The sequence below is a fragment of the Paraburkholderia ginsengisoli NBRC 100965 genome, from assembly GCF_000739735.1.
Taxonomy (GTDB): Bacteria; Pseudomonadota; Gammaproteobacteria; order Burkholderiales; family Burkholderiaceae; genus Paraburkholderia; species Paraburkholderia ginsengisoli.
Map to the genome: position 1 here is coordinate 537774 of NZ_BBJF01000005.1, position 24556 is coordinate 562329.

The following is a 24556-nucleotide window of genomic DNA, read 5'->3' on the forward strand; positions in this document are numbered from 1 at the left end:
TCGCTGAGGACTGTATGCCGGATACTTTGCTTACGTAAAGCTGTTCAAAAAAGTGTAGGCTTTCTGAAAGTTGCAAATGCATCTTTCGGCCCGCGCCTGCTGCGCTGCAAGACGGCGCGCGGGCGGCGGCACGCGGTGGGATACCTCGTCTCGTGACGCGTTTCGCGGCTGCGGCTGGCGCGCCGCGATATGATTCCCGTCACGCAGAGCGAGCAGGGTCCGGACCGCGTGAGGCGCTCCGGCTTCATCAACATGACGCGGCGTCCAGGCTGCGCGGACAGATCGTCCCGCCGGGAGCGCCGCCGTTCGACACGGATCGCATATGGTCGTCAGTCTGATCACGGACATTCTGTTTGGCTTCACCGGGCTGATCAGCATCATCAACCCGATCGGCATTGCTTTCGTCTTCCTCGACCGGACCGCGGCGCTGACCACCGAGGAGCGCACCGCGCTCGCCAGGAAGATCGCCGTCAACGTGGTGTGCGTGCTGCTGGTGGCGTTCTTCATCGGCACGCCGATCCTGCATTTCTTCGGCATCTCGATGGAGGCGCTGCGCATCGGCGGCGGACTCGCGGTGGCGGTCGGCGGCTGGCAGATGCTCAATGCGCCCGACACGCAGCCGGCCGAGCCGTCGGCCGTCAAGCGCGTCGACGCGGACAACGCGATGTCGAAGGCGTTCTTCCCGCTCACCATTCCGCTCACCACCGGGCCCGGTTCGATCGCTACAGCCGTCGCGTTGACCGCGAACCGCACGCACAAGCTGTCGGAGTTCGTGCTGTCGAGTATTGCGTCGGTGGTGATCTCGTTCGCGGTGGCTGCCACGGTTTACCTGATCTACAGCCGCGCGGTGATTTTCGCGCGCTATCTGGGCGTCGAGGGAACGAAGGTCGCAATGCGTGTATCTTCGTTTTTGCTGCTGTGCATCGGCGTGCAGATCATGCTGACCGGATTCTCCGAATTTCTGATTCCGATCGCGACGATGGCGCCGGTGGCCAAATAGCCTGAAGCGGGCGGCGCGTCGTGTCATGGGGCCGGTCGTATCAGACCGCAAACGTCTTGCGTGAGGAGTGCATTCATGTGTCGCTGGCTCGCTTATACCGGTAATCCACTTCAGCTCGAAACGGTGCTGTTCAATGCCAAACATTCGCTGATCGACCAGAGCCTGCATTCGCGGCTCGGGCACACCACTACCAATGGCGACGGCTTCGGGATCGGCTGGTACGGCCATCCGACCGACATTCCGTTTCGCTACCGCTGCATTCAGCCCGCGTGGAGCGACCGCAATCTGCGCGAAGCCGCGCGGGCGATTCACGCGCCGCTGTTCGTCGCGCATATCCGCGCGGCGACCGATACGCCGTCGCAGGAAACCAACTGCCATCCGTTCCGTCATGGCCGCTGGCTCTTCGCGCACAACGGACTGGTGCGCAACTATCCGGCGGTGCGCCGCGATCTGATGGTCGCCATCGACGCGGACCTGTTCCCGTCCATCGAAGGCTCGACCGATTCCGAAGTGCTGTTTTTCCTCGCGCTCAGCTTCGGCCTGGAGCTGGCGCCCGTCACCGCGCTCGAACGGATGGTCGCGTTCGTCGAGGCGACCGGCCGCAAGCACGGCGTCGACGAGCCGCTGAACATGACCGTGTGCGCGACCGACGGCGAGCAGATCGTCGCGGTGCGGTATTCGAGCGAAGGGCAGTCGCGCTCGCTGTTTCACAGCTCGTCGTTCCGTCATCTGCTCGAGTTGTATCCCGACGATCCGCGTATCAAGATGGCCGGCGAGGATGCGTTTCTGGTGCTGTCGGAGCCGCTCGCGGATTTGCCCGGCTGGTGGCAGGAGATTCCCGAGAGCACGGCGGTGGTCGCGCGCGGCGGCGAGATCGAGCACTTTCCGTTCAGGCCGCAGTCGGCGTGAGCGGTGCGGAGAGAATGGGTTCGCGGGCGTGCGCGCCGGGATGCCGCGTCGCCATCCGCCGTGCGCGATGGCGGGGACCGACATGGAGACGACCATGACACCTCAAATCGAAGCGTTCTACGACGTCATCACCGGCACCTTCACGTACGTGGTCCATGCGGGCGCCGGCTCGGCATGCGCGGTGATCGATCCGGTGCTCGACTTCGATCCGAAGTCCGGCCGCACGTCGACGGAGTCGGCCGAACGCGTCGTCGCGTTCGTCAGGGAGCACGGCTTGCGTGTGGTGTGGCTGCTCGAAACGCATGCGCATGCCGATCATCTGTCGGCGGCGCATTATCTGAAGGACGTGCTCGGCGGCAAGATCGCGATCGGCGCGAGCATTCGCATCGTGCAAAGCGCGTTCAAACGCATCTTCAATCTCGGTGACGAACTGCCGACCGACGGCCGCCAGTTCGATCATCTGTTCTCCGACGACGAGCACTTCAGTATCGGCGAACTGGGCGGCGAAGCGCTGCACGTACCCGGCCATACACCGGCGGACATGGCGTACCGGATCGGCGACGCGGTGTTCGTCGGCGACACGTTGTTCATGCCGGATCTCGGCTCGGCGCGCTGCGATTTTCCGGGCGGCGATGCGCATGCGCTGTACAAGTCCGTGCGCAAGTTGCTGACGCTGCCGCCGGATACGCGGCTGTGCATGTGCCACGACTACCCGCCGCCGTCGCGTGAGCCTTGCTGGCAGACAACGGTTGCCGAGCAGCGCCGCGACAACATTCACCTGAACGACGCGGTGAGCGCCGAGCAGTTCGTCGCGATGCGTACCGCGCGCGACCGCACGCTCGGCATGCCGACGCTGATCCTGCCGGCGATCCAGATCAACATTCGCGCGGGCGCTTTGCCGGAGCCGGAAGAGAACGGCGTGCGTTATCTGAAGATTCCGTTGAACGCGTTCTGAGCGTCGCGCAGGTGGATGCGCAGGCGAACGCGTGCGGTCAGCGCGTCAGCAGCATCGAACTCAACACCGAAAACACGATCGACGGCAACTCGGCGAGGCGGCTCACCACCACGTTGCGCGGATAGAAGTCCTCGACCGCGTCGGTCAGCACACCGATCCCCACCAGCTCGATGCCGCGCTTGCCGATCGCCGCGACGCGTTCGCGCAGATCGCTGCGCAACACCTGCGGGTCGCCGTCGCCCGTGGATGGATAGCCATCGGAAAACACCATCAGGATGCGCCGCGCGGCCTGGTGATCGGCGAGGCGCGTCGCCGCCCACGCGAGCGCTTCGCCGTCCGGATTCTCGTGCCCGCAGTCGAGCGCGGCGATGCCGCTCAGGTCCGTTGCGCCAAAACGTTTGTACACCTTCAGATCGAGCCGTTCGACGAAGCGGTTGTAGCGCCGCATATCCGCGCCGGCGGCAAGCTGACGCTCGTGAAGCTGCCGCATCGACGCCGATTCGAGTGAGCAGTAGCCGAGCACTTCGCAATCGAACGACAACTGCGTGAGCGCATCGCACAGCGCGGTCGCACACAGGCGCGCGAGTTCGATCTTGCGCCCGGCCATCGAACCGCTGCGGTCGATCAGCAGCGTCACCGCGACGTCGCGCCCCTTGGCCGCGCGCTGCGTGCGAAACGGCGTGCGATAGCCCGGCGAGGTCGCGAGCCGCGCGAGCGCGGTGCGATCGATTTCGCCGCGCTCCTGTTCGCGGCGCCATCGGACGCGCTCATCGGCGCTCAATGCGCGTTCGAGTTTCTCCTTCAGCGGCGCGGTGTCCGCGCGGGCTTGCGCACGCAACGCGCGCCACGTGGTGCTGTCGCCCTGGCCCGTGAGGTCGGCGATCACGTCGAATTCGGTGGCGAGCGGAATGGATAGTTGTGGCCGGGTCGCGTTTGTGGTCGTCGCGCCCGCTTCGCCGTCGGATTGCACCGATGGCTGTTGCGCATCCGCGAGCGATTGCCCCATACCGACCGCGTCGTCCGTCTGTGCGCCGCCGCTGCGCTCGCTGGGCGGCGCAGCCGCGCTGTCGCGATCGGGCAGCACGGTGTCGTCGTCGAACGCAGACGACGAAGCGCGAGCCTTGTCGGTGTCGATGTCCTCGACCGGATCGGCGGTGAACGTCATGCTGTTCACGTCGCCCGCCGACAAAGCCCGCACGCGCGCCAGCAGCGCGTGCGCCGTCGCGATGCTTTGCGCGGTCGAGCCGCTCGCGCGCGCGTCGTGCAGCAGTTCTTGAGCGGCATCCAACGCGGCGAGCAGCGAATGGCTCGCTTCGGTGCGGCTCGGCGCTTCGTCCCACAGTGCGCGCTCGATGAGCCACACGAGCCGGTCGCGCCAATGCAATGTCGGCCAGCGTTGCGCGACGCGTTCGGCGGCATGCGCGCGCAGTTTGCCGATGAACCAGCGCGCGCCCGGATATTCGTCGAGCAACTGACCGCACACGCGGCGATCCTCGATCACCTGCGCGAGATTCGCGATGACACCGGCGGGCAGCGCGTCGAGTTGTGCGAGCGACGCATGCTTCGCACGCGCCACCAGCAAGTCCAGATAGCCGATCAACACATCGCGTTCGACGCCGCCGTTGCCCGCATAGTCGGGAATCACGATGCGGCCGGGTTCGACGCGCGGTCCGTCGGGACTGAACACGACCGTCACGCCGTATTGGCCGGTCAGCACGCGCGCTACCTTGCCGAGCGTCGATTCGAACGCGAAGCCTCGCGTATCGCGCGCGCCGCGTGCCGCGTGTGTGCCTGCGCTCGTTCTCACGTTCATGCGCTCGGGTCCGCTCAGTCGGCCGGCGCGATGTGATGACGAACGATGCCGCGAATCAATGCGGCGTCCTCCGGGCTCACCTTCGCATAGATCGCCGGCGCGGCGGCGCGTTCGGGGTCGCCGGTGCGCAGCATCAGCTCGGCCCAGTCGAGCAGGCGGCGCGTCGAGAAGGCGCTCGACAGATCTTCGCGAGCGAACGCCGCGCGGCAGTCGGCGGCGATCGCGGCGAGCGTCGTAGCCAGCGTGCGCGTCATATTCGGCGCTAGCGTTCGCATCAGCACGTCGGCTTCTTCGGCGGGCGTCAGATAGTCGAGCAGGTACACGCGCCAGCGATCGAGAAATGCCTCGTTCATCAGATTCGCGCCCTGGTACAGATGGCGGAACTGACTCATCGCGCCGACCGCGTTGGCCGTCGCGAAGAGCCGGAACGACGGATGCGGCGCGACGATCTCGTTGCCTTTCTCCTTCAGCACGAGACGGCCGTGCGGTTCAAGCACCGCGGTGAGCGCGGCGAGAATCGACGGCTCGGCGAAATCGATTTCGTCGACGATCAGCCACAAGCCCTCGCGCATTGCCGTGGGCAGCACACCGTCGACCCACAGGGTCTCGCCGCCCTTGACGGTCCAGAAGCCGACGAAGTCGCCGACCGTGGTCTGCCCGTTCATGTTCGAGCGCAACACGCCGTGACGCGAGCGCGCCGCGATCTGTTCGATCAGGCTGGTCTTGCCCGCGCCGGTGTGACCGATCAGCATCACGCGGCGGTTCTCGACGACATCCTCGACAATGTCGTTGAAGCGCGCGGGGAACAGATACGCGGCGTTGACCGGCGGCACGAGCGCACCGCCGACGCCGCATGGCACTTCGACCTGAGCGATGCGCACGGTCTCGCCGCTGTCCGCGCGCGGCCGTTGCTTCGCCGTCGAAGCCGATGCGAGCGCCGCGACTCGCTGCAACTCCGGCATGAAGGCGAGCCGCCGATTCAAATCGGAGTCGCTTTCGCCATTGTCGTCAGCATCGATTGCGAAACCTTCGCGGCGCCACTTCTTCAGCTTCGCGCGCAGGTTCTCCGCATCGACCACCAGATCGATATCGACCGTGCCGACGCGGCCGGCATCGTCGACGCCATGTTCGAGGCGATAGGTCTGCGGCCGGTCGGCCACGCTGACGCGCCACCACTCCGCGCCGCTTTCCGTCGCGCGTTGGTAAAGGCCGAGGTGTTCGGCGTTGTCGTCTTCAGTCAGGTCGGGCGCGTTCATGGCAAGGATGAATGGTCGATAAACAAAAAGTACATTTCGATTTGGCTGAAGCCGAATGACCGACTATCTTATCTTGGGCAGCTTTCGATCTTCCACGCGAATCGTTTCAGGTGGCGGGTATGGCGTGGCGGGTTTGCCTGTCGAGCCGGTGGCTCGCAAGAGTTTATTGCGTCAAACGGTTAGGCCGTCGCACGCATATCCCCTATAGTTCGGCCGCTGGCCGTGGGTGGCGTCGATTCATCCGCAGTCCGCTTTGCCACCGCTTTGGTCACGCTTTGGGTTCCGCTTTTGCGTCGGCACCGCAACAGAAAAATTCACGGCAAACAATGAGACTCCCCACAAAATTAATTGCAGCGCTGGCGGTGGTCAGTCCGCTGGCATACGGTCAAACGAGCGTGAGCCTGTATGGCCGCCTCGACGGCGGCGTCGAATATCTGAATCACATCAACGACGGCGCGGGCGGCAGTTCGAGCCGCTGGCGTGCGGAAGGCGGCAACTGGGGCACCAGTATGCTGGGGCTGAAGGGCAGCGAGGGCCTGGGCGGCGGCCTCAGTGCGATCTTCAACCTCGAAACCGGTTTGCAGGTGATGGACGGCACGACCAGCGGCGGACGACTCTGGTCGCGGCGCGCGTTCGTCGGCTTGAAGAGCGAGGAGTGGGGCACGTTGCAGGCCGGGCGCAATCTGTTCATCGATAGCGACGGCGTGTGGGAGTTCGACCCATTCGTGCAGCAGGCGTTTTCGTCGGCGTCGCTCGTGCGCGGACGCAACTGGCAGCAGACCAACAACAACATCGAATACAAGAGCCCGGTGTTCTGGGGCTTCGACGTGCAGGGGCAGTATGCGCTCGGCAATCAGCCGGGTGCGTTCAACAGCGGCGCGCCGGGCGAGTTCGGCCGTTCAAACGGCATCATGCTGACGTATCACTCGCCGCTTTTCGACGTGCGCGGCATCTACGACGAACTGCGCGACAGCAACGGCCACTTCAGCAACATCTTCCAGGCGTCGCGCGAATACTTCGTCGGCGCGAACCTGCATTTCGACTCGATCAAGATTCAGGGCGCCTATACGCATTACTCGGCGCCGGACTCGCCGGTCGGCGTCGCGGATACCGCCGACCACTACTGGCTCGGCGCGACCTACAACCTTCAGTCGCGCTGGGCGGTGACGGCGGGCGGCTATTACATCAAGGTGGGCGACGGTGACGGCGACGTCGCGCACGATCCGTCCGGCCACGCGATGATGTACGTGCTCGGCACCACCTACAACCTCTCGAAGCGCACCTTCCTGTACGGCACGGTCGGGTATGTGCGCAACAGCAGCAATTCCAACTTCTCGCTCGAAGCCTCACCGCGCGATTCGACCAGCAATACGAGTCCGCTGGTCGGCCAGTCGCAAACCGGCGCTTACGTCGGGATGATGCATCAGTTCTGACGCGTCGTTCGCGATCGTTCGTCGTCGTTCGCCATCGTTCGCAGCGCGCGGCCTGTGTCTGGAGACGCCGCTTCCGTGTATTGACTGAACGCGCGCGTACAGCGCCTACCGTCCGTGCTACCGACAACGCGGCAACGCGCACGCGTGGCGACGGGCGGCGGCTTCATCGGTGGATCGCCTTCGGGCGCACGGGACGGATCGTTTGCCGGATCGTCGTTCGGCACGGGATCGGGATCGACGGCCGGAGGCGGCGGCGCGTCGGGATCGATTTCGGGCGGCATTGGTGTATGCAATCGCAGTCCGCGCACGCGGCAGGCGTCACGGATGCGATCCGAAGCACTCGATAAATTCATCGCTTTTCCCTCCAGTCTCTCACGTGATCCGAGCCACGCAACCCTCATGCCTCGACGCTAATCGTCATGGCGGACGCGGCTTGCGCCGCGTGGAACGGCTATTGCTCGATTCCGGCAGACACGCGCTGCCGCGATGGCCGCGCGCACCACATACGACATATGGCGCACTGAAAGTGCAGGACGAGGACAACCCATGGCGCGACATAAGGCCGACGTTGCTGACGATGACTTCGAGATTTTTGCGAGCTATCACGGAACTGGCGACGGCCGTTACGTAGGTGGACTGAAGGTAGTCAGGAAGGCGGACAGGAGAATCCTGTTTCCATTCGACGGTGCGCCGCAGATCGGCCCCTACGCGACCGCCGACGAGGCACGCCGCGCCGCGATCGATTACGGTCGCGAGATCGTGGCCGCCGATCGCGCGGCGCCGGAGAAGTAAGCGACAGCGATCGCGATAGCGACTCGCTTAACCGGCGCGCGTGCGGCCGGATGAGTCGGCGCGCGCGTCAAGTCGTGCATCAAGTGTTAGGGCATGCCGCCGAGCGATGGCGAAATCGTGCTGCCGCGGGCGGGATCGTCCGGTTGCGCGTCGGGCACCGTGGGCTGCGCCGACAACGGCGGATGCGAGCGATAGCAACTATCGATCGACGTGTCGACCAGGCAGCGCTGGAATGCGTCGGCGTCGCTTTTCTGCGCGAACGTGTACAGCGTGCGTTCCACCTGGACTTCCGTATCGGATACGCGAATCGTCGTGATTGTCATGAGGTTCTCCTTTTTACAAACAGTGGCCCGGACCTGCCGTAGGGGCGCCGCAATGGCTGTGCCCACGTGACGCTGGCCGGCATTGCACCGCTCGCATCGCACGATGATGGAGAGGGACCGGATGTTGCTGCATACACTGTGTGCCCAAACGAGGAGAACGCCATGCAGGACGACAAACCCGCCGATAGCAGCGACGCGCCGAGCGTCTCGCCGGAAACGGAAGCGCGCAACAAACCCAGCGGAGCGCAGTATGTCGAACCGAGTCCGCTCGGCATCGAGCCGGTGGAGCAAACCGGCGTGGACGAACAGACCAATCCGCAACGTTCGAGCGAACGGCCCGCGCAGACCGCCGAGGTGCCGTTGGGCACCGGCGAACGGGCCGAGCCGCCGGGCGGTGGCGGGCGCGAACCTCAGCGCAAAAATTGACGCGCCGCTTCGCGTCACGCGTAGTGGGTCGAGTCGCATCGACCGCGATAAATGTGGAAACCGAACGGAGCAATGTATGCAACAGGACAACGAAGCAATGAATCCCGGCGACGAAGCGCCGCCCAATACGCCGGGCGCCGGCGAAGATCTGTGCGCCGCGTGCAACGGCACGGGCAAGGTTGAAGGGGCGCGTTGCGCGGTGTGCGGCGGCACGGGAAAGGTGCTGCAAGGCATTGGTGGCGGGTGAGGTGACGGTGTACACGCGCGGCAAGCGATCTATCCGGCGGTGCCGGTCGCGCTGCGCGCTGCCAGCCGATGACCTTTGCGTGTTCGTTTGCGACGGCCTCTGCCGCTGATACCCAGCAAGGCCGCGGTTATGCCTGTTCGCGGGCCGGGCGTGCTTTATGCTGCGACACTGAGATGCTTGCGCGTACGTGTGAACACCCGTGAACACCTGGCGCAGCAGCCAGGCTCGCGGCATTCGCAGCCCGTAGCGAGTCATGCCACGGTGCCCGCCGGACACCACGCCTCGTCGCCCGCATCCAGCCGCAGCCCCCTCAGAGACGGCGCCCAAGCATCATCAAGCCAGGAGCCAACATGTTCAACGATACGCAACACGGATTCGATGCGGCTCAAACCGAGTACGAGACGTTCATGCTCGAACCGCACGATTGGGTGCCGAACAACCGCAAGCTGCCGGTCGTGATTTATCGTCGCGTGCTGATGCCGGACAGCGGCGATCTGGCGACCGCGTTCGAAATCCTCTTCGAGAGCAACGACTGGCCGCCGCAATGGCGCGACGGCATTTTCGATTACCACCATTTCCACGCGACCGCTCACGAAGTGCTCGGCGTTTGCGGCGGCTCGGCGCAGGTGATCGTCGGCGGGCCGGGAGGCAGAGTGGTGACGATATCCGCGGGGGACGCGCTGTTGCTGCCGGCCGGTACCGGCCACTGTCTGCAATCGTTCGCGCGGCATTTTCAGGTGGTGGCCGGTTATCCGGAAGGCCAGCAATGGGACATTCGCCGCGAAGCGCTGACGCCGGAAGAGCAGCGCACGATGGAGGCGTTGCCGTTCCCGCCGCTGGACCCGATCGACGGTAAGCGCGGCCCGCTCATCGAGCACTGGCTGCATGCGGCTTGATGCGGCGCGAAGACGCGCGCGGTTGGTCGCGCGTCGCAGAAGCGCCCGTCGTTTCTTTCCGCGCGGAATCGTTGCATTGCGTGAATAAAGCGCTGCGCCTTCGCGGGATGGAAGAACGCGAAGAGACACGAGCGACACGAGCGATCTCAAAGACAGGCAGCGGAGCCTGCTGTCGCAAGCAGCCCGCAAGCGCTCTGAAAGAACCGCCATCGTGCCGGCCGTCGCTTTTCTGAACTTCCCGCGCCTCAAAGTCATCACATGGCTGCATCTGTAAAGCGCCGTGCAGAGTTGCGCGCATCGGCGCATCATCGATGAGCCTCGCTGCGTTCCTGATGCGTTGTTCCGTTTCCCACTCACACGGTTCGCCGGCACGCTCGTTCGAGCAGTGCGTCGCGGCCATCTTCTTCAACGCCGAACAAGGAGTGTTCCATGCAAAACGATCCCGCCCTCGATCAGCTGTGCATCAACACGATCCGCACGCTGTCGATGGACGCTGTGCAAAAGGCCAATTCCGGGCACCCCGGCACGCCGATGGCACTGGCCCCGGTTGCCTACCATCTGTGGCAAAACCATTTGCGCTACGACCCGGACGAGCCGCTGTGGCCGAATCGCGACCGCTTCGTGTTGTCGGTCGGACATGCATCGATGCTGCTGTATTCGCTGTTGCACCTGGCCGGCGTGAAGGCCGTGGATCACGACGGCAACCCGACCAGTGGTCCCGCCGTGTCGATCGACGACATCGAGCATTTCCGCCAGATCGACAGCAAAACGCCAGGGCACCCCGAGTACCGGATGACCACCGGCGTCGAAACCACGACCGGTCCGCTCGGCCAGGGGCTCGGCAACAGCGTCGGCATGGCGATGGCCGCGCGCTGGTATGAGAGCCGGTTCAACCAGCCGGATGCGCCCCTGTTCGACTATCGCGTCTACGCGCTATGCGGCGACGGCGACATGATGGAGGGCATCTCGCACGAAGCGGCATCGCTGGCCGGGCATCTGAAGCTGTCGAACCTGATCTGGATTTACGACAGCAACCGCGTGACGATCGAAGGCCACACCGACCTCGCGTACAGCGACGACGTGGAGAGCCGCTTTCGCGGCTACAACTGGCATACGCTGCATGTGAACGACGCGAACGACGCCGCCGCGCTCGAAGCGGCCTTCGTCGAAGCGAAGAGCATTACCGACAGGCCGACGCTGATCGTGGTCCGCAGCATCATCGGCTGGGGCGCGCCGCACAAGCAGGACACGTCGGCGGCGCACGGCGAAGCGCTCGGCGTCGAGGAAGTGGCGCTCGCGAAGAAATTCTACGGCTGGCCCGAGGACAAATTCTTCTACGTGCCTGACGGCGTGCCCGAACGTTTCGCCGCCGGCGTCGGCGCGCGCGGCAAGGCGGCGCGTGCCGAATGGCAGACGCGGCTCGACGTGTACAACAAGAAGTACCCGGAACTCGCGCGTGAATTCGCGCAGATCGAGGCGCATGAATTGCCGGCCGGCTGGGACAGCGATATGCCAACTTTCGACGCGGACCCGAAGGGTGTTGCGTCGCGCGAATCGTCGGGCAAGGTGCTCAATGCGATTGCCGCGCGCATTCCGTGGATGATCGGCGGTGCGGCCGATCTCTCGCCGTCCACCAAGACCAACCTGAAATTCGAAGGGGCCGGCAGTTTCGAAGCCGACAACTACGGCGGCCGCAATCTGCATTTCGGCATTCGCGAACATGGGATGGGCGCGGTGGTCAACGGACTCGCGTTGTCGAATCTGCGGCCGTACGGTTCGACCTTTCTGATTTTCAGCGACTACATGAAGCCGCCGATCCGTCTGTCGGCGATCATGGAAGTGCCGGCTATTTACGTGTTCACGCACGATTCGATCGGCGTGGGTGAGGATGGTCCGACGCATCAGCCGATCGAACAGCTGGCGTCGCTACGCGGCGTGCCGGGGCTGACGGTGCTGCGTCCCGGCGATGCGAACGAAGTGACCGAGGCATGGCGCGTGGCGCTGGCCGATCCGCGACGGCCCTCGTGCATCGTCGTGTCGCGCCAGGCGTTGCCGACGCTGGACCGCAGCCGCTATGCGGCGGCGAGCGGTGTTCGCAAAGGTGCGTACGTGCTCGCCGATGCGGCCGATGGGCAGAAGCCGCAGGTGATTCTGATGGGCACGGGCAGCGAACTGTCGCTGTGCGTCGACGCGTACGAGAAGCTCAAGGGCGAGGGCATCGCGGCGCGCGTGGTGTCGATGCCGTCGTGGGACGTCTTCGAGCGACAGGACGACGCGTACAAGGAGTCGGTGCTGCCCGCCGACGTGGACGCGCGCGTCGCCGTCGAACAGGCCGCCACCCTCGGTTGGGACCGCTATGTCGGCCGGCTCGGCGCGCAGATTGTGATGCATACGTTCGGCGCATCGGCGCCGCTTGCCGATCTGAAGAAGAAGTTCGGCTTCACGCCGGAGCATGTGTATGAAGCGGCGAAGCAGCAGATCGCGCGCGTTCAGTCGAAGCGAAGCAGTTCGGAGTGATGTGCACGGAGTGATACGAGAAGTGGTGAAGCCTGAGTGTCGATACAAAGCCGGCGGTGGAACAACCGCCGGCTTTTTCATTCGCCACCCGTCACCGTCAATTTGCCGGAATCGTCACCACCGGCGCCTTGCTGCTCGTATCGGCTTCGGCGAGCGCCATCAGATTCTGCACGACCGTGAACGCATATTTCGAATCGAAGTCGTTGCGTTCGACCCAATACACCGAAGACCCATAAGCGATCGACACATACGCATTATCGGGCGCGCGCTCACCGGAGTGGATGATGATCGTCGGCCGCGTTTCGCCGCCGATCAGGCCGACGGTGGGCTTCGTCGAGCCGTCGCTGATGCGCTCGACCGGCACCTGCACCTGCGCGCCGAGATCGGTCAGGATGCCGAGCACCGAGCGCGTGACCATCGGAATCCGGTCGCCCTTTTGCGAGGTCGAAGAAGGTCCGTAGACGATCTCATAGGTCCGCGTATTCGACGACAGCCGCAGCAGCTTGCGCACGCGCGCGAGATCCGCAGCCGTTTGCGGCGACTCGCCGCTGGTGGTCGCGCCCATCACGAGGAACACGCCCATCGGGCCGCTCTTGCCGTTCTTGCCGTCCGCCTGGCGCGACTCGACGTTCAGTTCGCCGGCCAGTTGCAGACGCCGCAGCGCCCGCAGTAATTCGAAGAAACCCGGCGCGCCCGCGCTGTTCTCGCCGCCGAGCGCGTTGCCGTTCTGCAAGCCGCCCACCGACTGCGCGGTGATGCGCAACAGCAGATCGATCGGAATGCCGCCTTCGGCAAGCGGCAATACCAGCGACGGCGCAAGCGGCCGGATATACGCGGACGCGAACGCTTCGCCGGTGGTCGGCGTGAACGTGAAAGTCGGATGGTTCGAATAGGACACGCTGCCGGTCGCGAGCGCGTAGTTCGGCATGCTGCCGGAACCGGCGTTGAGGGTGGCGCCGCCGGTGGTGTCGAACGTGTAGGCCGCGATGATGCTGCTGACGGTCAGAAAGGCCGGTGCATCGCCATAACGCAAACCTATCACGGCGGCGAGTATCTCGCGTTTCTTCGCATCGCCGAGCGCGCGCGCGTAGTCGACCTGATCCGCCTTCAGGCGGGACGGTCCGATATGCACGCAGGCGGAAGTGAGGCACGCGGCGCATAGCGCTGCGGCGATGGAAGCTGTTCTGAACATGGCGGCGAGAATGGCGGACGGCAATCCGCTGAAGAATGGACCCGCAACGGCGGTAGCAGGGCGCATTCCCGCGCGATGAAAAAGTGGCGGGGTTTTTCTGTTTGGCCCTGTCGATAGGCGCTTCGCGCTCGCGTGCCATACGAGAGAAGCTGCGCAGGATTTGCCGGCTGCTTGCAAGATTTGCATGAATGCGCGGCGAGTGCGGGACGAGTGCGGGACGGCAAGCGCGAAGATTTATTCAATCGCGCCCAATGACAACGTTTATTCATGGGTCCGCTCAACTCTCGACCGCCTTGAACAACCGGTTCTTGTCGAGCGTGATGGGATCGAGCGTTTTCCCATCGTCTTCCGCCGGGTTCTCGTCCTCCAGTGCATGACCGGTATAGCGACCACGCGGCCGGATGACCTTGCCGACCCGCAACTGTTCGATGCAATGCGCGAGCAGACCGACGCTTCTCGCCGTGGCGAACAGCCCGAACGAAGCATCGCGCGGCAATTCCAACTGCGCCGCCAACGCGGCGAGCGCAACGTCGATATTCGGTTTGAGCCCGGTCAGCGCGACCACCTGGTTGATGAAGGACGTAAGCTCTTGCGGCGGATTCAACACGTCGAGCAGGGCGCTCGCACGCGGATCGCCGTCGGGATACAGATGGTGCCCGAACCCCGGCAGCGGAATCGCCGATTGCAAATGATGCGCGACGACGTGCTCCGCGCCGAGTCTTCGCACGTCGTCGAACACGGCCCGCACGCGGCCCGACGCATCGCCATGCAGCGGACCGGAGAGCGTCGCGAGTCCCGTGAGCAGACAGCCCGGCAACGATGCGCCGGTGGACGCGGTAATGCGCGCGGCGAACGCCGAACTCGTAATCTCGTGATCGGCCACGAGGACCATCGCACGGCGGATCAACTCGGCGCCGTCGCGATCCTGGCCCCAACCGAGCGCGAGCCGTTCATGTGTCAATGGCGCGCTCGCGTCACGGCGCGCGCCGAACGCCTGCGCGATGAGCGCCACCAGCCGGCCGGCCTCGACATGCAACGCGCCATCCGTGCGTCCGAGGGTCGAGTGTCCGCTGGCCGCGAGCGCCGCCAGCGACGTGAACGCGCATTGCCTGCCGCGCTCGTCGCCTTGTAGCGGCATGTCGACGGAGTCGAAGGAAACCGGCGCGCTGGCATTCCACAAAATGGTCGCCACGTCTTCGAGTGTCGCTGTCTCCGCCAGCCGGATGCTGTCGCGTCCCCGGTAATAGGGCCGTCCCTTCGCGAACGCGGTGATGCTGCTGTAAATGCAGGGCTCCGCACCGAAGATCGTGCCGGCGGCCAGCGCCTCCCGTTTTCGTCCCACCTGCTTTTTGCGGCACAGGCCGGCGACATCTTCGGCGCGATAGAGACTTTTGCGTGGATCGTGCGGATCCGGCATGACCGCGATATTGCCGCGACTGACGTACGCGTAGACGGTCTGCGCGCGCACTCCGAGTTGGCGGGCTGCTTCAGTCAGAGTGATCCAGTTTCGCATAGGGTGACAGGCCAGGTGGTGCAGTGGAGCGGCGCAGTAGCGGACTCACTCTGCGGGCCGCGCGTCGCATGCGAGCGCGACGATCCGGGCATCGATTCTGACGCCATTTCAGGTAAAAGTCATCTCGGCGGGTCGCCGCTCCAGAATCTCGACGAGGATGTCGCCGGGTGATCGCACGAAGCACGCTCTCACACCCGCGCGAACCTGCTTGACCGGCTCGACGATTTCCGCGTCGCAGCGCACCAGGTGATCGAACGCGGCATCGAGATCCTCGACGACCACGCCGAAATGATCGATGCCCTGTTTGCGCTCGTCATGAGATGGTCGAGTGGTCAACGCGCTCGCCAGCGGCGTGATGAAAAGATTGATGCCGCCGATGCGCAAATCCACTCGGCCGGGCCGACGCACGATCTCGGCGTTCAGGCAGCGCGCGAACCACGCGGCGGTGGCCTCGGCATCGGCCGAGCACAGTTGCAGATGATCCCACTTGAATTCAATCATTCGATTTCACCGGAAAGTAAACAGCGTCACAGTTCGATGCGGGAGAGCTTCCCCAGCAACACGGAATAAGAGAGCGCGCCGAGCAGGCAGATCGCGCCCATCAGGTTGAGAGCCCAGTAGAAGTGGCCCGTGTGGTGCGTGATGTAGCCGATCATCAGCGGCGTGGTGACGCCCGCGATGTTGGCCGCGAGGCTCGTGATGCTGCTGGTCAGTCCTACATACTGCCGGGGTGCGATTTCCGAAACGGCGGCCCACGACATCGAGCCGATGCCCTGCGCGAAGAACGCAATGGTCAGGATCGCAATCACCAACTCGTTCGACTCGACGAAATTGACGAGAACGATCGACGCACCCAGCAACGTGCCGATGATGAGCGGCGTTTTGCGCGCCGTCGAAATCGACACGCCGCGTCGAATGAAAAAGTCCGACAGGAACCCGGCCAGCAGAATGCCGACCGTCGCGCCGATAAAAGGCAGCGCCTGGAAGATCCCGACCTTGATCATCGACATGTGACGCGCTTCGATCAGATAGGTCATGAACCACGTCGTGAAGAACACCAGCAACGTGTTGTTGCAGAACTTGCCGAGACAGATGGCGAGAATCTGCCGATAGCCGAGCAGCTTGAGTGCCATGCGCCAGTCGAACTTCTCGCGCGCCTTGCGCGTCGCGGTGGCGCCTTCGTTGATGTATTGCAGTTCGGCGGCATTCACGTTCGCGTGCTGCAGCGGATCGCGATACACCTTGTACCAGAGCAGACTGAACAGAATGCCGAAGCCGCCGGTCACGAAGAAGACCGCACGCCAGCCGTACGCGGCGGAAATCCACAGCAACAGGCCGGTGAACAGAGGTGTGCCGATGTATTGCCCCATCACGTACACGCTGGTGGCAAAGCCGCGCTCGCGCGCGGGAAACCATAACGTCACGGCGCGCGCGTTGGACGGGAAGGCCGGCGCTTCGAGTGCGCCGATGGCGAGCCGCGATCCGAGCAACATCTGATAGCCGGTCGCGAGGCCCTGGGTCAGCGTGGCGAACGACCAGCCGACCAGCGACAGCGCATACGCAAGGCGCGAGCCGAGAACGTCGGTCAGTATGCCGCCGGGCACGAGAGCGATGGAATAGGCCAGACCGAAAGCGGCAAACAGTTCGCCCATCTGCATCCGGTTGAGCGAGAGACTCTTCGAGAGGCCCGGCGCAACGATGCCGAGTGCCGAGCGGTCCACGTAGTTGAGGATCGTGGCGATGAGCAACATCGACAGCACGACGTAGCGGACTCTCGTGCGCCGCGTGGTATCCGCGTAGGCCGGGTTTCGCGCCGGCAATGTTTGTTCCTCTGCGATTTTCATCGGTGTCTCCATAACATTGGCCTGCTGCTTTTTATTTTTCAGGCGAAAGGGCGTTTTATCCGCGGCCGACGAACGGCATGGCGCTCGCCATGATGGTCATGCTGAGCACATTGGCTTCCAGTGGCAGACTGGCCATATGCACGACCGCGTTCGCCACGTGCGTCACATCCATTCGTGCTTCGGGCGCCATGCGTCCATCCGCTTGCAGCACGCCGCGGTTCATGCGCTCCGTGAGGGAAGTCGCCGCGTTGCCGATATCGATCTGGCTGCACGCGATGTTGTAAGCGCGGCCGTCGAGCGCAATCGATTTGGTAATGCCGGTGACCGCATGTTTTGTCGCCGTATAAGCGATGGTATGCGGCCTCGGCGAGTGCGCCGAGATCGAACCGTTGTTGATGATTCGTCCGCCTTGCGGGGATTGGGTTTTCATCAGGCGGTACGCGGCTCGCGCGCACAGAAAGACGCCGGTCAGATTGGTGGCCACGACGTCGTTCCAGAAATCGGTCTCGTAGTCTTCCAGCGGCACGGCGCCCGCGTTGCGGCCCGCGTTGTTGAAGAGCACGTCGAGCCGGCCGAACGTCCCGGCGATTTTCGAAAACGCCTGCTCGACCGATGCCGCGTCGGCGACGTCGGCCTGGAACACCTCCGCTTCCGCACCCGCCACGCTGATGAGTTCCTTCGTTTCCAGCAGCGGCTCGGCTCTGCGCCCGATCAGCGCGACCGCGAATCCGGCGTTGGCGAGTGCCACGGCGGCGGCGCGACCGATCCCGGACCCGGCACCCGTGACAGCGGCAAACTTCTTCGATGCAGGCATTTCAATTCCTCGATGATTCGATTGAACATGGGAGGAGGTTGCATCCGCATCATGTGTCGAGCAATCTTGATTGATTGAATCAACATCTGGGCGCCCAGCCGACGGGGAGTGCACCAGGGTTTTCCTGATGGGCACGCGGCTGGCAACGCGACCGACGGGGGCAGGAAGGCAAGCGAACCGCAACGCGCGACGCGCGTCGACACGAATGAGCGGCGCATGATTGCCGAGAGGTTGATTCATCCAATCAACATTGACGGGCCAGTCCGCGGTTTCGTAGTCTCTCGACGTCTGTCTACCCAAGGAAAAACCATGTCGGAGCAAAACCGCACCAGGCTGTTGATTGCGCGAAAAGTCCCCACGGCCGTGGCGAATCGCGCCGAGGCCGAATTCCATGCGTTCGTGACCGAGTCCGATATGGACTCGTGGTCCGTCGTCGACTTCCTCAAGAAGCACGAAGTGCCCGCCGTGCTGATCGGCAAGAAGTCCGGTTTGCAGGCGGAGCACATCGCCGCGCTGCCTTCAACGGTGAGGATCATTGCGAACGCGAGCGCCGGGTTCGATCACATGGACGTGGCGGCCGCCCGCGCAAGAGGGATTGTCGTCACGAACGCCCCCGACGCGCTGACCGAATGCACGGCCGATTTCTCGATGCTGCTCGTGCTGGCGGCGTGCCGCCGTGCGTCGGAATACGAACGGATCATGCGCAACGGCTGGGGCAAATCGTTCGGCATGACGGAGATGCTCGGTACGCGCGTGAATGGCAAGACGCTCGGCATCGTCGGCTTTGGGCGGATTGGGCGGGCGGTCGCGAAGCGGGCGCAGGGTTTCGGCATGCGCGTGATCTACACGGACATCAATCGCGCGCCGGCTTCGCTGGAAAATGGCGCGACGTATTACGCCAGCCTCGACGAGATGCTGCCGCATTGCCAGGTGCTGACACTGCACGTGCCCGGCGGGGGCGTACCGCTGATGACGAAGGACAAGTTTGGGCGCTTGCCCAAGGGCGCGGTTTTCGTCAACGCGGCGCGTGGCGGGCTGGTGGACGAGGACGCGCTGTATGAAGCGCTGACTTCGGGGCATCTGTTTAGCGCGGGTCTGGACGTGTACCGGAATGAGCCGAATGTCGACAAGCGCTTCGCGGAACTCGACAACGTGTTCCTGACGCCGCATATGGCTAGCGCCACGCTCGAAACGCGCGACCAGATGGGTTTTACGGCGCTGGATAATGTTGCTGCGGTGTTGGAGGGGCGGGCGGCGTTGAATCCGGTTTAAGGGCGGTGTGGACAGCTGCGGGCTTGCGGGGTGCGAGTGGTTGGGGCGGGCCCGGCCACTCGTCCATCAATGCCACAGCCCACCTGCTAAACTCGCGCCGAGCGTTTTTGAGTAGCCAACCATGAAGACCAGTTCGAAAGGCGGCCTTGTTTATTCCACCGAAGGCGGCCGGATGTGTCCCGAATGCAGACAACCGCTTGCGGCATGTGCGTGCAAAACAGTTGCAAAGTCACAACCGGTCGGCGACGGTGCGGTGCGAGTGACTCGCGAGACGAAGGGCCGAGGCGGGAAGAGTGTGACTGTTGTGAAAGGGCTTGCACTCGATCCGCTTGCTTTGGCGCTGTTAGGCAAGCAGTTGCGCACGGCTTGCGGTTCTGGCGGAACGGTCAAGGATGGCGTGATCGAAGTGCAGGGCGACCATTGCGAGCGGATCATCGAAACGCTCAAAAAGCACGGCCACAACGCGAAGCGGGCCGGGGGCTAATCGCTTCGATGAATGGCGCCGCGAAGCACTCAATGGTTCGCGCGCGTTGCTTTTACTGCAAGCTGTCGAAGCGCGGCGCTCGTTTAAGCAAGCAACACCAGGGTCTCCGCAAGTGAGAGCACCGTCGTGCGCGAATCGAATGCCGTTGAAAACAGATGATCGTGCACGACCTGATCCGGGTCGTAGCAGCAATCCTTGACCGTGAATAAGCGGTAGTCCGCATCGCTCGCGTACGCAACCGACGACAGCACGACGCCGGTCGATGCTATGCCCACCATGATCAACGTATCGATACCCTGCGCGGCAAGCTGCGCCTGAAGATCGGTGCCGAAGAAAACACTGGCGCGATGCGCGATGATGAGCGGTTCAGTCGCGCGCCGGCCGAGTTGCGGTGCGATCGTGTCGTCGACGAAAAGACCCAGTTGCCTGATTCCCTGGCCGTTTCTATTCAGCGCACTGACTTCGGGATAACCGGGACTGAAGTGGATTTGCGCGAAATAGACGCCGACATTTATCGCCCGTGCGGCGTCACACAACTTGCGCGTATTGGCGAGCAAAGCAGGCGCGACCGATGGGAATAACCCAATGATGTCGGTCTGATAATGCATCACTATCAGAGCGGTTTGTGCTGGAACGATCGATGGAGTCTGCATGTTCAGGCTTTGCGCGGCCAGGGCGCTTTCCATGCTTTGTTGATCATCCGCCGGTTTGACGGGTCCCAATTCAATGCGCGAATGCGCCAAGAAATAAGCGCTGCGCAACAGCAAAAGAAGTCCGACTTTATCACGTTCAGCCAGCCCCTTACGCGCCGACTGACCGTGCACCCAGTACTATCTTTTGATTTCCAGCAGCGTTACTTTCTTATGCTCCCTGAACGTCGAGATAGTAGCGGCGGGCATGCGCAGATCGCCTGCGTCGTCGAATGAAATCTGTCCGGTCACGCCCTGAAACTGGACACTGCGCAGCGCGTCGACGATCTTCGCCGGGTTCGCCGATTGCGCTCGCACAATCGCGTAATACACGGCCATCATTGCGTCGTAAGCGTAAGGGGCATAGAGTTGCACGTGCTCGCCGAATTTCGCATGGAATTTCCTTTCGAAGGAAGGACCGCCCGGCATCGAGGCGAGGCTCAATCCGCCATCCGCGCAATAAAGATTGCCGGCGAGCGCGTCGCCCGCCAATCTTGCCAGTTCACGGGTGCACAGGCCGTCGCCGCCGAGCATGGGCGCAGTGACGCCGAGCTTCTTCATCTGGCGCAGCATCGGGCCGGCTTGCGCGTCGACGCCGCCAAAGAAGATCGCTTCAGGCCGTTTCCCCTTGAAGAGCGTGAGCGATGAATTGAAATCCACCGCTTTATCGGTCGTATATTCACGAGCGACGATCGTGCCACCCGCGCGACGCGTGGCGTCCACGAATACATCGGCGAGCCCCTGGCCGTAAGCAGTCTGATCGTCGATAACCGCCACGCGCCGAATGTGCATCGTGTCGATGACGTAACGACTCACCGCCGTACCGAGGAAGTTGTCATTCGCCAGCAGCCGGAATGTCGTGCGATAGCCGAGTTTAGTGAACTGCGGATTCGTCGCGGAAGGCGTGATCTCGGCAATGTTGGCGGCTGCGTAGAGCCGCGCGACCACGATCGATGTGCCGGAGCTCTGATGCCCGACCACCGCGTTCACACCGGCGTCAATGAAACGCTGTGCAATCAGCGTCGCAATTCGCGGGTCGCCCGCGTCGTCCTGAGCGTCGAGCCGGAACGTCGTCGGTGTGCCCGCAATGACCGGATGCGACGCGTTGATCTCATCGATAGCGAGCCTGATGCCATGCTCGATGTCTTTGCCGAGATGCGCCTGCGGGCCCGTCAACGCACCCGCGTAACCGATCACCACAACACTGTCCGCCCGTGCCGACGATACGGTCGCCATAACGAGCGCGGTGGCAAACAGCCTTTTGAGCGGGTGGTAATATCTCGACGGTGCTCGCCCCAATTGATAAGACATTGTCACCTTGTGTGTCGATAAATAGCGCACTGCAACAACGCGTATTAAGAAGGCGTCAATCTAATGGTAAGGGTCGGCTGGAGTCAATAGCGCGTACTTCACGCGGTTTATTGATGGCCGAATACCGCCGTCGTCATGCAACGCGGCGTATTCGGCCATGCGAGCGCCGCTGCTTTAGTGAGTGGCGCTTATTCCCGGCATGAACAACAACTTTCCGCCCCATTATCGGAATGGAAAACGAATTCCTTCAAGTGGTCGATGCGCTGCCGGGCCTCGTATGGACCGCGCTACCCAATGGTGAAGTCACTTTTCTCAGTCGACGCTGGTGTGAATACACCGGCATAAGCGCGGAAAATATTCTTCAATACTGGCAGGACGCAATTCATCCGGACGACTTGCCGGAGCTACTTAGACGCTGGAGCGACAATCTGACCTCGGGCGAACCGAGGGAGATCGATGCGCGCCTGCGCCGCTTCGATGGCGAATACCGCTGGTTCCTGATTCGCACGCGTCCCATCCTGGATGCATCCGGTCACGTAGTGAAGTGGTGCGGATTGAATACGGAGATCGAAGACCGGCGAAGAATGGAGGCGCTACTTGCCGGCGAGACGGAACTGCTGGAGATGGTGGCGGGTGCCCGCCCCATGCCGGTCATACTCGAATGGCTGTGTCGTCTTGTCGAGAGCGTCGCTGCCGGTTGCTATTGCAGCATTGCGGTCATGCAGCAGGAGGGCGAGCGTCTGGAACTCGGAGCGGCGCCGAGCCTGCCTCGCGAGTTCATCCAATCGGTTATCGACGGTCCCGCCGACAGCGACCCATGCGCGACAGCGGCTCTGTCGAACCAGCAGGTCATCGTGGCCGATCTCCTGGCGGATTGCCGGTGGGAGCGCTGTTCGTGGCGGCAACTGGCCGTGCATCGTCGAATCGATGCTTGCTGGTCGACGCCGCTTGTTTCGGCGAGCGGCAAGGTGATGGGCGTGTGCTCGATCCATTACGATCGCCGTCGAACGTCCGCGCCGCTCGATCATGAGTTGATGGGCCAGATCGTGCGTATTGCAAGTGTGGCGGTCGAGCGCACACAGCGCGACGCGACGCTCAGAAGAAGCGAGGCGTTCCTCGCGGAAACGCGACGATTGAGTTCGACCGGCGGCTTCTCCAAGTGCGTATCTACCGGCGAGATCAACTGGTCCGACGAGGTGTACCGGATGTTCGAATTCGATGCGAGCAAGCCTGTCTCGCTCGAATTGATCCGCTCGCGTGTGCATCCCGAAGACCGCGCTTCTTTCGACGATATGCTGGACCGGCAGCAACGCGGCATCGACTATGAACATGAATACCGGTTGTTGATGCCCGATCAGTCCGTCAAGTACATGCACGTCGTGGCGCACGCAACGAAGGACGTGAGCGGCCGGGTCGAGTACATTGCCGCCATTCAGGACGTGACCGAGCGCCGCCGGTCGGAAGCCGCATTGATCGAGGCAAGATCGGAGCTGGCGAGAGTGGCGAGGGCGTCGAGCTTCGGCGTACTGACGGCTTCCATCGCGCATGAAGTCAACCAGCCGCTGTCCGGCATCATCACGAACGCCAGCACGTGTCTGCGGATGCTGGGCGCCGATCCTCCGAACCTGGATGGTGCGCGCGAAACGGCACGGCGCACGATTCGGGACGGCAACCGCGCGTCGGACGTGATCAAACGGTTGCGTGCGCTCTTTGGCAAGACGGACGCCACGATCGAAAACGTCGATCTGAACGAATCCATCAACGAGATCGTCACGCTGTTCCGCAGTGAACTGCACCGTAGCCGGGTGACGGTTCAGATCGAACTTGCCGGCGATCTGCCGTACGTTGCTGGAGATCGGATCCAGCTTCAGCAGGTGATCCTCAATCTGCTATTGAATGCGCTGGAGGCAATGAGCGGCATCGACGATCGTCCAAGGCAACTGCTCGTCAAAACCGAATATCATGCCGCCGACGGCGTGCGTGTGTCCGTGGCGGACACGGGCACCGGCTTCGGCGGCCATGAGCCGATGCGGGTATTCGATCCGTTCTATACGACCAAGCCCGGCGGCATGGGCATCGGGTTATCGGTGAGCAAGTCGATCATCGACAATCATGATGGCCGCTTGTGGGCAGCGTCGAATGACAGCGGCGGCGCTACGTTTTCGTTCTCGATTCCGAAGCACCCGAAGCAGCATAAAGGCGGTAATGGCCGGACCGGGCGCTGGATCGCCGGCGTGACCGACTCGCCGCAGTCCAAATGACTGGCTTTGCCGCGACGGCTGGAGCGGGCCGTGAGCGATCGTCGATGGAAAAGTGCCGCCGCTGCTTCCCCGAGTTCGATACCAAAGTATCATATCCATTTGTCCCTTCGATGGCGCATGCTTGATGTTGACGTGCGTCCGGACGGAGGGGACAGTCGAATATTTAACGGCGACTTCCGTTGTCTGGACGCTGGCATGTGTATAACCAGCATCTGGTGGGGAATCTATGACGGTCTTGCGGTCGCTCGTGTCGGTGGTGGACGATGATGAATCCGTGCGCGAGTCGCTACCCGATTTGCTGAACGAATTGGGTTTTGCCGCGGAAACTTTTGCGTCGGCGGAAGCGTTTCTGGCTTCCGATAAGATCGATGCGACCGGTTGCCTGATTCTCGACATCGCCATGCCGGGTATGTCCGGCCCCGAGTTGGCGCGCGAACTGGCACAGCGGCGAAAGCAGATTCCCGTCATCTTCATCACCGCGCAGGGAGATGGAGCAATGGCTGCGCACCTGATTGGCGAGGGCGCGGTCGCGTGCCTGCTAAAGCCTTTTAGCGAAAGCGCGTTGCATGAGGCACTGCATAGAGCGTTCGGCAAGCATTGACGTGCAAT

The 24556-nt window shown here is 63.2% G+C and carries 23 protein-coding genes; 13 read left to right on the top strand and 10 right to left on the bottom strand.

The window, feature by feature from the left end:
* The first annotated feature begins 322 nt into the window (after positions 1-322).
* From BGI01S_RS11640 to BGI01S_RS11650, 3 genes are all read left to right on the top strand, one after another.
* The gene (locus BGI01S_RS11640; protein WP_042325407.1) at positions 323-1000 is read left to right on the top strand and encodes a MarC family protein; all 678 of its coding nucleotides are present in this window, start codon (positions 323-325) and stop codon (positions 998-1000) included.
* A gap of 75 nt (positions 1001-1075) precedes the next feature.
* Positions 1076-1909, top strand: a complete 834-nt coding sequence (locus BGI01S_RS11645) for a class II glutamine amidotransferase (protein WP_042325409.1) — start codon at positions 1076-1078, stop codon at positions 1907-1909.
* 94 nt (positions 1910-2003) lie between these two features.
* The gene (locus tag BGI01S_RS11650) at positions 2004-2864 is read left to right on the top strand and encodes an MBL fold metallo-hydrolase (RefSeq protein WP_042325411.1); all 861 of its coding nucleotides are present in this window, start codon (positions 2004-2006) and stop codon (positions 2862-2864) included.
* Between the two features lie 37 nt (positions 2865-2901).
* Here the strand turns inward: BGI01S_RS11650 and BGI01S_RS11655 are convergent, their stop codons facing one another.
* Complete coding sequence (locus BGI01S_RS11655; RefSeq protein ID WP_042325413.1) at positions 2902-4677, bottom strand: cobaltochelatase CobT-related protein; 1776 nt, start codon at positions 4675-4677, stop codon at positions 2902-2904.
* Positions 4678-4691: 14 nt separating this feature from the next.
* Entirely contained in the window at positions 4692-5933 is a 1242-nt protein-coding gene (locus BGI01S_RS11660; protein WP_042325415.1) for an AAA family ATPase, read from the bottom strand.
* A 326-nt stretch (positions 5934-6259) separates the two neighbouring features.
* On the opposite strand from BGI01S_RS11660, the gene BGI01S_RS11665 reads away from it, so the two are divergent.
* Both BGI01S_RS11665 and BGI01S_RS11675 read left to right on the top strand, forming a co-directional pair.
* A complete protein-coding gene (locus BGI01S_RS11665) occupies positions 6260-7366 on the top strand; it encodes a porin (protein ID WP_042325416.1) in 1107 nt (368 codons plus the stop codon).
* Between the two features lie 546 nt (positions 7367-7912).
* The gene (locus BGI01S_RS11675) at positions 7913-8158 is read left to right on the top strand and encodes a DUF6723 family protein (protein ID WP_042325419.1); all 246 of its coding nucleotides are present in this window, start codon (positions 7913-7915) and stop codon (positions 8156-8158) included.
* 86 nt (positions 8159-8244) lie between these two features.
* Here BGI01S_RS11675 and BGI01S_RS11680 read toward each other — a convergent pair whose 3' ends face one another.
* Complete coding sequence (locus BGI01S_RS11680) at positions 8245-8481, bottom strand: hypothetical protein (RefSeq protein WP_042325422.1); 237 nt, start codon at positions 8479-8481, stop codon at positions 8245-8247.
* Between the two features lie 162 nt (positions 8482-8643).
* Between BGI01S_RS11680 and BGI01S_RS11685 the strand changes: the two genes are divergently transcribed.
* The 4 genes from BGI01S_RS11685 (at position 8644) to tkt (ending at position 12567) form a co-directional block, all read left to right on the top strand.
* Positions 8644-8907, top strand: coding sequence for a hypothetical protein (locus BGI01S_RS11685; RefSeq protein WP_042325424.1), 264 nt, complete (start codon positions 8644-8646; stop codon positions 8905-8907).
* A gap of 76 nt (positions 8908-8983) precedes the next feature.
* The gene (locus BGI01S_RS30540) at positions 8984-9154 is read left to right on the top strand and encodes a hypothetical protein (RefSeq protein ID WP_167335643.1); all 171 of its coding nucleotides are present in this window, start codon (positions 8984-8986) and stop codon (positions 9152-9154) included.
* A 350-nt stretch (positions 9155-9504) separates the two neighbouring features.
* On the top strand, positions 9505-10050 hold the full coding sequence (locus BGI01S_RS11690) for a cupin (RefSeq protein WP_042325426.1): 546 nt from the start codon (positions 9505-9507) through the stop codon (positions 10048-10050).
* 429 nt (positions 10051-10479) lie between these two features.
* Positions 10480-12567 carry a transketolase gene (gene tkt / locus BGI01S_RS11695; RefSeq protein WP_042325428.1) on the top strand — a complete coding sequence of 696 codons (2088 nt, stop codon included), beginning with the start codon at positions 10480-10482 and terminating at the stop codon, positions 12565-12567.
* Positions 12568-12664: 97 nt separating this feature from the next.
* Here the strand turns inward: tkt and BGI01S_RS11700 are convergent, their stop codons facing one another.
* The 5 genes from BGI01S_RS11700 to BGI01S_RS11720 form a co-directional block, all read right to left on the bottom strand.
* The gene (locus BGI01S_RS11700) at positions 12665-13759 is read right to left on the bottom strand and encodes a hypothetical protein (protein ID WP_042325971.1); all 1095 of its coding nucleotides are present in this window, start codon (positions 13757-13759) and stop codon (positions 12665-12667) included.
* A gap of 277 nt (positions 13760-14036) precedes the next feature.
* Complete coding sequence (locus BGI01S_RS11705; protein WP_042325430.1) at positions 14037-15272, bottom strand: citrate/2-methylcitrate synthase; 1236 nt, start codon at positions 15270-15272, stop codon at positions 14037-14039.
* 108 nt (positions 15273-15380) lie between these two features.
* On the bottom strand, positions 15381-15773 hold the full coding sequence (locus tag BGI01S_RS11710) for a VOC family protein (protein ID WP_042325432.1): 393 nt from the start codon (positions 15771-15773) through the stop codon (positions 15381-15383).
* Positions 15774-15799: 26 nt separating this feature from the next.
* Complete coding sequence (locus BGI01S_RS11715) at positions 15800-17116, bottom strand: MFS transporter (RefSeq protein WP_042325434.1); 1317 nt, start codon at positions 17114-17116, stop codon at positions 15800-15802.
* A 55-nt stretch (positions 17117-17171) separates the two neighbouring features.
* Positions 17172-17930 carry an SDR family oxidoreductase gene (locus BGI01S_RS11720; RefSeq protein WP_042325437.1) on the bottom strand — a complete coding sequence of 253 codons (759 nt, stop codon included), beginning with the start codon at positions 17928-17930 and terminating at the stop codon, positions 17172-17174.
* Between the two features lie 309 nt (positions 17931-18239).
* On the opposite strand from BGI01S_RS11720, the gene BGI01S_RS11725 reads away from it, so the two are divergent.
* Positions 18240-19202 carry a 2-hydroxyacid dehydrogenase gene (locus BGI01S_RS11725; RefSeq protein ID WP_042325438.1) on the top strand — a complete coding sequence of 321 codons (963 nt, stop codon included), beginning with the start codon at positions 18240-18242 and terminating at the stop codon, positions 19200-19202.
* Positions 19203-19323: 121 nt separating this feature from the next.
* The gene (locus BGI01S_RS11730) at positions 19324-19686 is read left to right on the top strand and encodes a translation initiation factor Sui1 (protein ID WP_042325440.1); all 363 of its coding nucleotides are present in this window, start codon (positions 19324-19326) and stop codon (positions 19684-19686) included.
* A gap of 83 nt (positions 19687-19769) precedes the next feature.
* Here BGI01S_RS11730 and BGI01S_RS11735 read toward each other — a convergent pair whose 3' ends face one another.
* Both BGI01S_RS11735 and BGI01S_RS11740 read right to left on the bottom strand, forming a co-directional pair.
* On the bottom strand, positions 19770-20372 hold the full coding sequence (locus BGI01S_RS11735; RefSeq protein WP_042325973.1) for a cysteine hydrolase family protein: 603 nt from the start codon (positions 20370-20372) through the stop codon (positions 19770-19772).
* Positions 20373-20516: 144 nt separating this feature from the next.
* Entirely contained in the window at positions 20517-21611 is a 1095-nt protein-coding gene (locus BGI01S_RS11740) for a branched-chain amino acid ABC transporter substrate-binding protein (protein WP_052400454.1), read from the bottom strand.
* A 305-nt stretch (positions 21612-21916) separates the two neighbouring features.
* Here BGI01S_RS11740 and BGI01S_RS11745 point away from each other — a divergent pair, with 305 nt between their 5' ends.
* Complete coding sequence (locus BGI01S_RS11745; protein ID WP_052400455.1) at positions 21917-23947, top strand: PAS domain-containing protein; 2031 nt, start codon at positions 21917-21919, stop codon at positions 23945-23947.
* Positions 23948-24173: 226 nt separating this feature from the next.
* On the top strand, positions 24174-24548 hold the full coding sequence (locus BGI01S_RS11750; RefSeq protein WP_042325444.1) for a response regulator transcription factor: 375 nt from the start codon (positions 24174-24176) through the stop codon (positions 24546-24548).
* The last annotated feature ends 8 nt before the right edge of the window (positions 24549-24556 follow it).